Source organism: Rhodococcus sp. JS3073 (assembly GCF_026810085.1).
Classification (GTDB): domain Bacteria; phylum Actinomycetota; class Actinomycetes; order Mycobacteriales; family Mycobacteriaceae; genus Rhodococcus_F; species Rhodococcus_F wratislaviensis.
On the sequence record NZ_CP113951.1, the window covers coordinates 5,275,185 to 5,288,298 of the forward strand.

Sequence of the window (13,114 nt, forward strand, 5' to 3'; positions counted from 1 at the left end):
CCGGGTGGGCTAGGCGGTCTGCTCGGGCCGGGCCGTGGCAAAGGCCTCGGTCAGGGCGGCGGCGAGCATGGTCGAGTCGGAGCCGATGGCCACGAAGCGGAATCCCAGTTCGACGTAGCCGGCGGCCAGCGGTGCGTTCGCGGCGAGAATGCCTGCCGTCTTGCCGTGCTGGTGGGCGGCCTCGAGGACCCGGCCGAGCGCGGCGGTGAACACCGGGCTGTCGAACTGCAGGGGCACCCCGAGGGCGAAGGACAGGTCCAACGGTCCGACGAAGAGCACGTCGACCCCGTCCTGCGCGGCGATCTCGTCGACCGAGTCGAGGGCGGCGAGGGTTTCGATCTGGATGACGCCCAGTGCGGACTGCTCGTCCGTCAGCAGCGGGGAGCGGTCCATGCCCCACCGGCAGGAGCGGTTGTAGGTGGCGACCCCGCGGTCTCCGTGCGGCGGGTACGCCAGGTGCGTGACCGCGTCGGCGACCTGGTCGGGCTTGTCCAGCCGCGGGACCATGATCCCGGCCGCGCCCTGGTCGAGGGCCCGGCCGATCCGGATCCGTTCACCGGATTCGATCCGCACGACGGTCGGAACGCCGTAGCTGCCGGCGGCGAGGATGCCGTCGCGCAATACGTCCTCGGATCCGGACCCGTGTTCGAGGTCGATGAGGATCCAGTCGGCGCCGGCGGCGGCGCACACCTCGGCTGCGGTCGAGGACGCCATGCCGACGAAGGTGCCGACGGTGGTCTCGCCGTCGGCCAACCGCTGACGGAGAGTGCCCTTGTCGAGTGGAGTGTTGCTCATCCGAACCACCTCTGCCGTCCCACGGCGTTGTCGTAGTCTGCGCGCAGGGTCTGCACCCATTCCTGATCGGACACCTCGGCGGGTGCGACGTCCCACCACACGTCCCCGCCGGGCAGGTCCACGTGCGGCACCGTCGGCACCACGATCACGACCGGGCCGGACGCGGTCCGGGTCTCGTCGAGGGCGGTACGCAACTCGGCGGCGGTGGTGGCGCGGATGGCCTGTGCGCCCAGTCCTTCGGCGATCTGCCGCAGGTCGACCCTCAGGTAGTCGCCCTCGAGGCGCGCCTTCTCGCCGGTCTCGGCGATGATGTCACCGTCGGTGCGGTAGCGGAACTCGTTGCCGAATTCGCGGCCGTTGCGGTTCATCTGCAATCGGTGGATGACCTGGTAGCCGTGGTTCTCGGACACCACGATGGTCACGTCCAGGCCCTCCTGGGCGGCGGTGACCAGCTCGGTGGGTGCCATCAGGAACGTGCCGTCGCCGATGAAGGTGACGATTCGCTGGCCCTGGTTGCCCTCGGCGAGGCGCACACCCATCGCGGCGGGAATCTCGTACCCCATGCAGGAGAACCCGAACTCGAGGTGGCAGTGCCGGTTCCCGGTCGCGTCCCACACCTTCTGCAGGTCGCCGGGCGGGCCACCGGCCGCGGCGATGATCGTGTCGCCGTCGCGGGCGTGTTCCTGCAGCAGCCCGATCAGCTGGGGCTGGGTGAGCACGGCACCGGTGACCGGGGCGTGCGGGTGCTCGGCCGGGACGAACGCGGTGTCGGGGTCGAGAGCGGCCGCCCGGATCGGGGCCCAGTCCGCCTTCGCCGTCCGCGCGGTGTCCTGCCAGGCCGTGCTGGTGGTGTGCCCGGCGAGCGCGGCGGTCAAGGCCTCGAGTCCGAGGCGGGCGTCGGCGAGGATTCCGGTGGCCCCCTGCTTGCGGGTGTCGCCGTCGACGACGTTGAGGGACGCGAACCGGACGTTATCGTTCTCGAAGATCGACTCCGATCCGGTGACGAAGTCGGTCAGCCGGGTCCCGACGCTGAGCACGAGGTCGGCCTGCTTGACCAGGATGTTGGAGGCGAAGTTGCCCTCGAGTCCGACACCGCCGAGCTGCCACCACTCGTCGCGGCTGACCGCGCCCTTGCCGCCGAACGATTCGACGACCGGGATACCGGCCTGCTCGGCGAGCTCCTCGAGTGCCGCGGTGGCGTCGGAGTAGTGCACGCCGCCACCGGCAATGATCACCGGACGCGCCGCCTCGCGGATCTGGGCGGCGACCGCGTCGACCTCCGCGGGGTCGGGCAGCGGGCGGCGGATCTTCCAGTCGCGGGGTTCGAAGAACTCGACCGGGAAGTCGAAGGCGTGGGACTGGATGTCCTGCGGCAGCGAGAGTACGACGGCGCCGGTGTCGGTGGGGCTGGTCAACACCCGCATGGCCTGGGGGAGCGCGGTCAGCAATTGTTCCGGGCGGGTGATGCGGTCGAAGAACCGGGCGACCGGACGGAAGGTGTCGTTGACGGTGAGGTCGGCTTCGCTGGCATGCTCGAGTTGCTGGAGCACCGGCCCCTGATGGCGGGTGGCGTAGGTGTCACCGGGCAGCAGCAGCAACGGAAGCCGGTTGATCGTCGCCAACCCGGCAGCGGTGACCAGGTTCAGCGCACCCGGTCCGATGGACGCGGTCACGGCGAGGGTGGCGCGGCGGCGGCTGGCCTTGGCATAGGCCGTGGCGATGTGCGCGAGGTACTGCTCGTGCCGACCCTGGATGAAAGGCAGGTCGTCGGACAGTTCGTCGAGGGCCTGTCCGAGGCCTGCGACGTTGCCGTGACCGAAGATGCCGAGTGCGGCGGGGATCAGGCGGCGCCGGTCGCCGTCGGCGACCGAGTATTGCGCAGCGAGGTATTTCACGACCGCCTGGGCCGTGGTCAGCCGAACTGTCTTGTGTGTGCTCAGTGGTGTCATGTCGTCGTTTTCTGTGAGTGCCACGAATGTGAGTGAGCGGGAACCGGTTACCAGGGTCGGCCGTGCAGGATGATGGTCTTCTCCTCGGTCATTTCCTCGACCGCGGACCGGACACCTTCCTTGCCGATGCCGCTGCCCTTGAGACCGCCGTACGGCATCAGGTCGGCCCGCCAGAGCGGAGTCCAGTTGATGTGGATGTTGCCGGCGTCGATCTGCCGCATCGCCCGAGTCGTCGCGCTGACGTCGGAAGTGAACAGTCCGGCGCCGAGGCCGTACTCGTTGTCGTTGGCGAGGGCGATCGCGGATTCGATGTCGGGGGCGGAGGAGACGGCGACCGCGGGGCCGAACAACTCGTCGCGGCTGAAGGGGGAGGTCGGGTCGACGCCGGCAACGACGGTCGGGGAGACGACGGCGCCGTCCCGGTCACCGCCGGTGAGGACCTTCGCGCCGGCCAGGGCAGCCTCGGCGATGGCCGAATGCACCCGTGTCGCTTCGGTTTCCGAGATCAACGAACCGAGCTTGGTGTCGGCGTTCGCGGGATCGCCGACGACGATGTCTTCGACCTTCGGGACGAGGGCGTCGAGGAAGTCCGCCTCCACGCGTTCGTCGACGATCACGCGTTGCACGCTGATGCAGACCTGGCCCGCGTTGATGTACCCGCCGGCAGCGACCGCCGAGGCGGCGAGTTCGATGTCGGCGTCGGGGAGCACGATCACCGGGCAGGACGCGCCCAGCTCCAAGGACAGCTTCTTGATCCCCGCGATGGAGGCCAGACGGGTGCCGGTCTGCGTGGAACCGGTGAAGGACACCTTGCGCACCCGGGGGTCGGTGACCAGGACGTCACCGAGCACGGAGCCCGGCCCGGTCAGCACCGACAGCGCCTCGGGTGCGAGGCCGGCGTCGACGAAGCACTCGGCCAGCTTCAGTGCGGTCAGCGGGGTGGTGCGGGCCGGTTTGAGCACCACCGAATTACCCGCGGCGAGTGCGGGAGCGATCTTGTGCAACACCAGCAGTGCCGGGTAGTTGAACGGGGTGATCGCCACGACGATGCCGCAGGGCTGGCGCAGGGTGAAGCCGATCTTCTCGAGCCCGGTTCCGGGATTGGCGTCGAGCGGCAACGACGAGCCGTAGAGCTGGCTGCCCTCGAAGGCTGCCAGCCGGATGATGCTGCCCGAGCGGCCGGCCTCACCGCGGGCTTCACTGATCGGCTTGCCGGTCTCCGCACTGATGGTCTGCGCGATGTCCTCGGCGCGCTGATCGGCCAGATCCGCAGCACGCATCAGAACGGCGGCTCGTTCGTGCGCGGGCATCGACCGCAACACTCGTGCGCCGATCTCGGCGCGATCGAGGGCCGCGGCGGCGTCGGCGGCAGTGGCGACCGGAACCGTATCCACCGCATGACCGTCGAACGGTGACCGGACGGTCTCCGTGCGGTCGTCTGCGGCGCCGCGCCATTCACCGGCGAGCAACATATCCATGTCAGGACTCCATACGTCGAGTTCGTCGTCACCCCCCGCATGTGCCGAGGGTGGCATGTGATTGCAAGCGAAAGATCGTGTGCCGTCGGCGGTTCCGGACCGGCCGTGGCATGTGTGAAAGGGTGTCGGTGACGCCCGGTTAACCGGTCAACGCGTGTGCCGCGACCGATCGAGGTGGCTCTGTCGGCGCCGTCCCCTCGAGGGGAACGACCGGGCACCCCGTGCCTGTGAAGCATCGCTCTTACTCATGCTGCCAGTCTTGCTGTGATCCATGCCTCAATCAAGACGGAAAAACCATCAAATATCCATCATTTGCAGCGTGGTGTGCGAGCGACGCAAGTCGTCTTCACATCAACCCGGCGTGAGGAGTGTGGCCTCACGTTGCCGTCCATGGCGCCAGGCTCAACGCGCTGTGGGCACTATCGAGACTCAAACCTCATACAAATAGTGATCCGCCTCTGGCCGCCGGATTCTCGGCTCACGCCGAGTATCGATCGCTCTTACCTGGCGACTACGAGTGAGAAGAGACGATTGTCGCGCCCGATAACGAGTACTGCCAACGTCATTCGGCCTATGAGGCAGGTGGCTGGGCCCGCGCTATTCGCAGAATGCGGCGCACACGCCGCTCCAGGCAGCTTCCGCTCACGCTTTTCGCAGCATCTGCAACAAGAAGTCGGTTGCGGGGAGGGCTGGGACCCCATCCTGGTCGACGTGCCGCGACCGTGGGCGCGTTCGACTCTGTGCGATCGTAAGTAGTGCCCCCACGCGGCCCGTTCGCCCATCGTGGTGTCGACATCGTCGACGCACCGAGGAGCAGGGCAGTGAGCAGTTCAACGATCGAGGCCGAGGCAGTGACCGACCGCGAACTCGAGGATCGGTTCCATCCGATCTTCGACCGGATCGCTGAGGGCGCGCTGGGCCGGGAACGGGAACGCAGGTTGCCGTTCGACGAGGTGGGTCTGCTTCGCGACGCGCGGTTCGGTGCCCTGCGCGTCCCGGTCGAGTTCGGCGGGTTCGGTGCGTCGGTCCGACAGCTGTTCGGTCTGCTGATCGATCTGGCTGCCGCGGAATCGAATTTGCCGCAAGCGCTTCGGGTGCACTGGAGCTTCGTCGAGGACCAGCGTCTCGCCGAGCCGACCGACGCCCGTGAGCGGTGGCTGCGCGCGGCGGCGGAGGGAACACTGGTCGGCAACGCCATCACCGAACCCGGTGTGGGAGCCGCCGACCGGTACCAGACGACGCTGCGCCGCCGCGACGACGGCACCTGGGTCCTGGACGGCGTGAAGTACTACAGCACGGGCAGTCTCTACGCCGATCACATCCTCGTCGCGGCCGACCGCGACGGCGAGCGCGTGTCGGTGCTGGTGGACGCCGACGCTCCGGGCGTGACACAGACCGACGACTGGGACGGTTTCGGACAGCGGCTCACCGCGAGCGGTACGACCACATTCTCGGGTGTCGTGGTGCCCGAGGGCCGGATCCTCGGGCCCGGATACGGTGCGCCCGGCCGCACCTACGCGACGTCCTACCTACAACTCGTGCAATTGGCCGTCCTCGCCGGGATCGCCCGTCGTGCGGAGACGGACACGGCGGAGTGGGTTCGTGCCCGTACCCGCACGTTCACCCACGCCGCCGCCGACCTGCCCCGGCACGACCCGCTCGTGCAGCAGGTGATCGGCAAGCTGTCCGCCGCCGCGTACGGCGCCCGCGCGACCGTGCTCGCCGTCGCCGACGAACTCGACCACCTGCTCGACGCCGGCGGTGAGGACCCTGAACTCCTGGACCGCGCCGAGGCGGCTGCAGCCCGCGCGCAGTCCGTGGTGATCGGCCTCGTCCTCGACGCGACCGCGCAGTTGTTCGAGGTGGGGGGTGCGTCCGTCACCTCGTCGGAACTCGGTCTCGACCGGCACTGGCGCAATGCACGCACGATTTCGGCGCACAACCCTCTGATCTACAAGCAGCAGTCGGTGGGGGCGTACGTCCTGAACGGTGATCCGTTGCCGTACGCCTGGAGCGCCGGGCAGCGGCAGAGCGTGCGTGACGCGGGCGCGCCGGCATGACCCGGCAGATCCGTTTCAACGCCTTCGACATGAACTGCGTCGCCCACCAGTCGCCGGGACTGTGGCGGCACCCGGCGGACCAGTCGCACCGCTACACCGACCTCGGCTACTGGACCGACCTCGCCCGGCTCCTCGAACGCGGGCTGTTCGACGGCCTGTTCATCGCGGACGTGCTCGGCACCTACGACGTCTACGGCGGAACCGATGAGGCCGCGCTGCGGCAGGGCGCCCAGATCCCGGTCGCGGACCCGGTGCTGCTCGTCTCGGCCATGGCAGCGGTCACCGAGCACCTCGGCTTCGGCGTCACCACGGGGACGGGATTCGAGCATCCGTATCCGTTCGCGCGCCGACTCTCCACCCTCGACCACCTCACCCGGGGACGGATCGGGTGGAACGTCGTGACGGGTTACCTGCCGTCCGCGGCCCGGAACTTCGGTGACGCCGACCAACTCGACCACGACACCCGGTACGACCATGCCGACGAGTACCTCGAGGTGCTCTACAAGCTGTGGGAAGGCTCGTGGGAGGACGACGCCGTCGTGCGCGACACCGAGCGCGGCGTGTACGTCGAACCGGAGAAGGTGCACCACATCGGCCACCGCGGAACGCATTTCACGGTCCCGGGCATCCACCTGTCGGAACCGTCGCCGCAGCGGTCGCCGGTGATCTACCAGGCGGGGGCGTCGCCGCGCGGTGTCCGGTTCGCCGCCGAGAACGCCGAGGCGATCTTCGTGGGGCCGCCGTCGAAGCGGGTGCTGAAGGACACCGTCGCACGGATCCGGCAGGCCCTCGTCGACGCCGGCCGCAACCCGTATTCGGCGCGGATCTACGCGCTGGCCACCGTCATCACGGACAGCACCGACGAGGCCGCGGCCGCGAAGCAGGAGGAGTACCGGCGGTACGCGGACCTCGAGGGCGCCCTGGTGTTCACCTCCGGCTGGATGGGGATCGACCTGTCGCGGTACGACCTCGACGACCCGATCGGAAACGTCGAGAGCAACGCCATCCAGTCGGCCGTGGCCGCATTCCAGGAGGCCGCCGACGACGGCCGCGAGTGGACCGTCCGCGACATCGCGGAGTGGGCGAGCATCGGCGGTCTCGGGCCGCGGTTCGTCGGCTCCGGCGAGACCGTCGCGACGCAGCTGCAGGAGTGGGTGGCCGACACCGACGTCGACGGGTTCAACCTGGCGTACGCGATCACGCCGGGATCGTTCGAGGACGTCGTCACCCATGTCGTGCCGGCGCTGCAGGCCCGCGGTGCCTACCCGACCGGTTACACCGACGGAACCCTGCGCCACAAGCTGTTCGGGAAGGGCGACGGGCTTCCTACCGACCACCGAGGGTCGCGGTACCGACTCGGCGGCGACCTCTCGACGCGGACCGACCGCTACCGCGCGTACACGAACACCTGAACGACCACCACAACCACCGGGAGAACCCATGAGCACACCCCGCACCGCCGCCGTCGTCGGAGCCGGACTGGCCGGCACCACCGCCGCGCTCGGCCTCGTCGACGCCGGTTTCGCCGTCACCCTCTACAGTGACCGCGACCGCGACGCCCTGCGCAACGACGTCCCGGCCACCGGCACCGCCGTCTACTTCGGCAAGTCCCGCGAGGCCGACGCCCGCATCATCGAGGACCTCTACGCCGACGGTCCGCACTCGACCGGGATGAGCACCCGTCTGCACACGGGAGAGGGCGACACCCGCGCCGACGTCCTCGAGTTCGACCCCGACTTCCGGTACGTCGCGCAGGGCGTCGACGTGCGACTGCGGGCCGACGACCGGCTCGGCCGGTTCCTGGACCGCGGCGGCCGCTTCGAGGTCCGGGCGGTGAACCTCGACGACCTCGACGCGATCGCCGCCGACCACGATCTGACGCTCGTGGCGACCGGAAAGGGCGGGCTGTCCACGCTGTTCCCGGTGGACACCGAACGGACCGTGTACAGCGAACCGCAGCGCCGACTGCTGCTGGTGACGTTGCAGGGCCTGGGACACGGCCCCGACACCTTCGGCTACCGGTCCGATGCGGGCGGCGCGCACAATCTCTTCAACCTGCACACCGATTTCGGTGAGGCCTGGCTCGGCCCGTACCTGCACAAGGACGCCGGTGCCACGTGGAGTTTCCTCGGCTTCGCGAAACCGGGCAGCCCGTGGGAGGAGCGGTTCGCCGCGGTCACCGACGTGCACTCCGCGCGGCAGACCGTTGTCGACTTCTACCGCGACTACTTCCCGCACGACGCCCCTGAGATCGAGCGGTTGCAGGTGATCGAGTCCGACCCGCACTCGTGGCTGACAGGGGCGGTCACCCCGACGGTGCGCCGCGCAGTCGGAACGACCACGAGCGGCCACGTGGTCGCGGCGATCGGTGACACCGCGATCGCGTTCGATCCCCTCGCCGGACAGGGGGCCCAGAACACCGCCGTGCAGGTGGCCGCGCTCGTCGACGCGGTCCGCGGGCACGACGGCGAGTTCACCGCCGACTGGTTGTCCGAGCAGTTCGAGAAGCACTGGAACACAAGGGGTCACGCGGCCGCCGAGGTCACCCGGCTGTTCCTCGGCGACCCGAAGTACGCGGTCCACGCCGAATTGCTGTTCCCGGCGGCGACCGTGAGCGAACCCGTCGCCGCGGCCCTGTTCGGGTTCCTCTCCGAACCCGACACCCTGATCGGTATCGACACCCGGGAGGACGTTCTCGCGTTCATCGCCGCGGCGGCCGGGGAACCGGCCGAGGACGTGCTCGCACGGTTCGCGCCCAGCGCCGGATTCGCCGCGTCTCCGGCGGCCCGAGTCTGAGCGGCTCCCAGCGTTCCCACCGGACCCGTGGCCGCCGAGCTACGTGCTCACCCGGCGTCTGCGGGGCCGGTTCCGGGATGATCCTGCTGTTCGCGTCGACGACGGGCGCGAAAGTTCGCCACGTTGACGCGGTTTCCGCACACCTGGGGCATGCAGAACCGGCGCCGGCCCGCCCGGCTGGTGTCGACGAAAATTCCTTTGCACGAAGGGGATTCGCACGACCGGAACCGGCTCGGTCCCAGTGAAGCCACGGTTCCGAGCAGGCCCGTTCCGATGACGACGGCCAGGTCGTCGGCGAGAGTCGACTCGGGTGCGGTCTCGAGGTGCCACGTCCATGTGCCGTCGTGGCGCGCGAGGAAGGGGACGGTGCGGGCCACGCGCAGGAGTTGGTTGGCTCCTTCGACGATCGCCTCCTCGTTCGGCGCGGCCACGACGTCGCGCACGCGTGTCCGCAACGCACGGACGTCGTCCAGATCGGTGCCGGTCGCAGGCCGGTCTCCGGGGGCGATGCCGTGCTCGGTGAGGAAAGCGTGCAGCGACTCGCCGTCGGTGAGGGCGTCACCGGTCGCGACGAGCACCTCCGGGGCGGTGAGGACGAGCGCCGTCGCCACCGATGCCCCGAAGGTGTAATCGGTGAAAGTCAGTTGCATCACTTACATCCTCCGTCTAGCGTAATGGTTACCGGACCAGTTTAACCATTACGTCTCGGAGGATGATCATGACTCGACAGCAGATCTCCAACACGGCCGACACCGGCCGGTGGCCCCTTCCCGACCGGGTGACGGTGGACGGCGCCACCGTCGCGGCCGGAGTCTTCGGCGACGGCCCGCCCGTCGTCCTGGTGCACGGCACACCCTCGTCGTCGTATCTGTGGCGCGCGGTGATTCCCCGCCTCGCCGAGCAGAACACGGTGTACGTCTGGGACCTCCCGGGCTACGGTGACTCGCCCGCGGTTCCCGGCGAGCCGGTGGCGATCCGCACGCACGCTCGCGTGCTCGCCCGGCTGGTCGAGCACTGGGGACTCGACCGGCCCGTGCTGGTAGGCCACGACATCGGTGCGGCGGCGGTACTCCGGGCGCACCTCGTCGAGGGAGTCCCGGTCCGGCGCATCGCCCTCCTCGACGCGGCCGTGCTCTCGCCGTGGGTGACGCCGGTAGCGCAGCACATGCAACGCAACCTCGACGTGTACCGCACGATGCCGACGCACATCTTCCAGCGCATCATCGAGGCGCACCTCGACACCGCGACGCGTCGTCGGTTGCCGTCGCCCGTCGCGGAGGCCTACCTCGGTCCCTTCGCGGGCCCCGCCGGACAGCAGCGTTACCTCGACCAGGTCCACTATTTCGACGAACGCGACACCGCCGAGGTCGTCGAGGAACTCGGCACGGTGAAGGTGCCGGTGCAGATCGTGTGGGGCGCGGACGACGAATGGCTGAACCGTTCGTTCGCCGACGATCTCGCGAGCCGCATCCCCGGGGCGCGAACAACGTTCGTTCCCGGCGCCGGGCACTTCCTCACCGAGGACGAGCCCGACCTCGTGGCGCAGGCTCTCGCCGACTTCCTCACGCAGTGAGCGCCGGTGTCACTGTCGGTCGGGAGTGTGCAGCGGGTCGGTAATGGTGATCTCCGCCGTCGGCGTCAGGACGTTTCGGTGGTAGTCGGAGATCGAATCGACGAGGGCCGACACTGCCGGCGCGGCGAAGTGGTCGGGCTCCCAGCCCGCATAGAGGGTGACGGCGAGAATGCCCTCGGGGATCCGGATCGGCACACGGACGAGGTTGAAGAGGGGTTGGTCGGTCAGTACGGCAACCCCCTGGCCCGATGCGGCGAGTGCTCTGGCCACAGACGTCACCGACACGACCCGGGGGTCGACGTAGGCGAGGCCTTGGCCGGCGGTTGCGGTGTCGAATGCGAGTCGGGCGGCGTTGTTGCGCTGCATCAGGATGAGCGACTCTCGAACGAGGTCGGCCAGGAAGACGTGGGTCCGTCCGGCCAGGGGATGTTCGGGTGCCGTCAGCGCGCACACCGGGGCGCGGCCGATTACCCGGGTCTCCATCGACCCGGGCGGTGGGAACGTCGAGATCCCGATGTCGGCATCTCCGCGCTGGACTACGTCGTACACGGTGCGGGTATCCCGCTCGATGATGTCGTTCAGGCCTGACCGCAGGTATCGGCCAGCGAGATACGGTCCGAGGACGTCGGCGATGGTGGTCGCCGGCGCTGCGATCGTCAGCGGAATGTCGTCGCCGCGGGCGAGGTGCCGGAGTACCGAGCTCGCCTGGTCGGCCCGCGCCACGAGGTCGCGGGCGAGCGGCAGGAAGCGTTCGCCCGCGACGCTCAGACGCAAAGCGCCCGGTCCGCGCCGAAACAACTCGACACCCAGCTTCTGCTGCAAATTGTGGAGTTGCCGGGAGAGCGAGGGTTGCGCCACTCTCACCGCCCGGGCGGCCGCCGTAACCGACCCATGGTCGACGACGGCGAGGAAATATCGAAGCACACGAATCTCCACCATGCCTCCTAGGCATCGGGCTGCTGCGAAATGGATATTGGACGGTTATAGCAGCACTCTTCACACTTATCTCCACGCAGATGATTGTGAGCCGGCTCATGGCTCCGGATCTTTCGAGGAGAAGGCATGAACGCTAAACCCGGCCCGGGTTCCGAGGCCGTCCCGAACCTTCGAGGGGCGCGGAGAGCAGGCTTCGGCGCGCTGATCGGCACCACGGTGGAGTGGTACGACTTCTTCATCTTCGGTACCGCAGCCGCACTCGCTTTCGGGCCTGTGTTCTTCCCGTCGGCATCGCCGACCGTGGGACTGCTCGCCTCGTTCGCGACGTTCTGGTCGGGTTTTCTGGCTCGTCCCCTCGGGGGTGTGATCTTCGGCCATCTCGGCGATCGGATCGGCCGGAAGAAGACGCTGATCACCACCCTCGTCCTGATGGGTCTTTCCAGTGCGGCCATCGGACTCTTGCCCGGCTATGCATCGATCGGCCTCGCCGCCCCCGTTCTGCTCATCCTGCTCCGGATGGTTCAAGGACTCGCGTTGGGCGGCGAGTGGGGTGGTGCGGTGCTGATCGCCGCCGAGCACGCGCCGCCCGGCCGACGCATGCTGTTCGGCGCCTTCGCGCAACAGGGATCGCCCGTCGGCAACATCTTGGCGACCCTGGCCTTTCTGGGGGTCAGCACACTCCCGGCTGACGATTTCGCCGCCTGGGGCTGGCGGATCCCCTTCCTCTTCTCGGCGGTACTGCTTCTGGTCGGGTTGATCATTCGAATCGGTGTGGAGGAATCACCGGAATTCCTTGCGGCGAAGGAGCACGGGGAAATTTCCGAGGCGCCGGCACTCGAAACCATCCGAACCGCTCCCGCCCCTCTCCTTCTCGGAATCGGAGCCGCGGCGATCGGTGTCGGCGGGGCCTATTTCATGGGCACGTTCATGGTTGCGTGGACGACCACGGACCTGGGTGTCAGCCGATCGACGATCTTGTCGGCCTTGCTGCTGGCAACGGTCGTGCAGTTCTTCGTCCAACCGATCGGCGCACTCCTAGCGGATCGCTTCGGGGGGACGCGAATCATGGTGACGGCGCTGGTCGCCACGGTGATCTTGACCCCGCTTGTTTATGCGCTGGTCAGCACAGGTGAGATTGGTCTGATCTACGTCGGCCTCGCCCTCGGTGCTCTGACGAGTCCGGCGTACTTTGCGGTGTTGGCCGGCTTCCTCGCGCAAGCGTTCGACGCCCGGATCCGCTATACCGGTATCTCTTTGGCTTACCAGTTGTCTGCAACGTTGATCGGCGGAATGGTGCCGTTCATCGCTCAGTGGCTCCTCGCCGGCAGCGGCATCGCCATGGTGGCGGGGTACCACGTGGCCCTCACCTTGCTCACCTTGGCGTGTGTGCTCATGCTCGCCCGGCGAACGCGAACTCGGACCGCCCCTCAATCGGAGCCCGCAGATATCAGCCTCAATGTCTCGGCCGACCGTCACGTCGCTGCCGAAGTCGACTGAACACCCCCAACATCACCACGACTCGAGGAC

At 68.4% G+C, this 13,114-nt stretch carries 10 protein-coding genes; 5 read left to right on the forward strand and 5 right to left on the reverse strand.

All coding sequences use genetic code 11. The features are described 5' to 3' along the window. Positions 1-9: 9 nt before the first annotated feature. Genes OYT95_RS23775 through OYT95_RS23785 form a run of 3 tightly spaced genes read right to left on the reverse strand, consistent with a single transcriptional unit; the run spans position 10 to position 4,222 of the window. Positions 10-795 carry an HpcH/HpaI aldolase family protein gene (locus OYT95_RS23775; RefSeq protein ID WP_268789267.1) on the reverse strand — a complete coding sequence of 262 codons (786 nt, stop codon included), beginning with the start codon at positions 793-795 and terminating at the stop codon, positions 10-12. After that, complete coding sequence (iolD, locus tag OYT95_RS23780) at positions 792-2,768, reverse strand: 3D-(3,5/4)-trihydroxycyclohexane-1,2-dione acylhydrolase (decyclizing) (protein ID WP_268789268.1); 1,977 nt, start codon at positions 2,766-2,768, stop codon at positions 792-794. The genes OYT95_RS23775 and iolD overlap by 4 nt, the downstream gene beginning before the upstream one ends. Positions 2,769-2,791: 23 nt before the next feature. After that, on the reverse strand, positions 2,792-4,222 hold the full coding sequence (locus OYT95_RS23785) for an aldehyde dehydrogenase family protein (protein WP_268789269.1): 1,431 nt from the start codon (positions 4,220-4,222) through the stop codon (positions 2,792-2,794). An 821-nt stretch (positions 4,223-5,043) separates the two neighbouring features. Between OYT95_RS23785 and OYT95_RS23790 the strand changes: the two genes are divergently transcribed. The 3 genes from OYT95_RS23790 to OYT95_RS23800 are packed head-to-tail and all read left to right on the forward strand — an operon-like array spanning position 5,044 to position 9,078. Beyond that, complete coding sequence (locus OYT95_RS23790) at positions 5,044-6,282, forward strand: acyl-CoA dehydrogenase family protein (RefSeq protein ID WP_128641090.1); 1,239 nt, start codon at positions 5,044-5,046, stop codon at positions 6,280-6,282. After that, positions 6,279-7,694: an LLM class flavin-dependent oxidoreductase gene (locus tag OYT95_RS23795; protein ID WP_268789270.1), complete on the forward strand. Its 1,416-nt coding sequence runs from the start codon at positions 6,279-6,281 to the stop codon at positions 7,692-7,694. Before OYT95_RS23790 ends, OYT95_RS23795 begins: the two co-directional genes overlap by 4 nt. 28 nt (positions 7,695-7,722) lie before the next feature. Further along, positions 7,723-9,078, forward strand: a complete 1,356-nt coding sequence (locus OYT95_RS23800) for a styrene monooxygenase/indole monooxygenase family protein (RefSeq protein WP_268789271.1) — start codon at positions 7,723-7,725, stop codon at positions 9,076-9,078. Between the two features lie 47 nt (positions 9,079-9,125). Here the strand turns inward: OYT95_RS23800 and OYT95_RS23805 are convergent, their stop codons facing one another. After that, the gene (locus OYT95_RS23805) at positions 9,126-9,728 is read right to left on the reverse strand and encodes a CGNR zinc finger domain-containing protein (protein ID WP_268789272.1); all 603 of its coding nucleotides are present in this window, start codon (positions 9,726-9,728) and stop codon (positions 9,126-9,128) included. A 68-nt stretch (positions 9,729-9,796) separates the two neighbouring features. Here OYT95_RS23805 and OYT95_RS23810 point away from each other — a divergent pair, with 68 nt between their 5' ends. After that, on the forward strand, positions 9,797-10,651 hold the full coding sequence (locus OYT95_RS23810; RefSeq protein ID WP_268789273.1) for an alpha/beta fold hydrolase: 855 nt from the start codon (positions 9,797-9,799) through the stop codon (positions 10,649-10,651). A gap of 9 nt (positions 10,652-10,660) precedes the next feature. Here OYT95_RS23810 and OYT95_RS23815 read toward each other — a convergent pair whose 3' ends face one another. Next, entirely contained in the window at positions 10,661-11,590 is a 930-nt protein-coding gene (locus tag OYT95_RS23815; protein ID WP_235214640.1) for a LysR family transcriptional regulator, read from the reverse strand. 123 nt (positions 11,591-11,713) lie between these two features. Here OYT95_RS23815 and OYT95_RS23820 point away from each other — a divergent pair, with 123 nt between their 5' ends. After that, a complete protein-coding gene (locus tag OYT95_RS23820) occupies positions 11,714-13,084 on the forward strand; it encodes an MFS transporter (RefSeq protein ID WP_268789274.1) in 1,371 nt (456 codons plus the stop codon). The last annotated feature ends 30 nt before the right edge of the window (positions 13,085-13,114 follow it).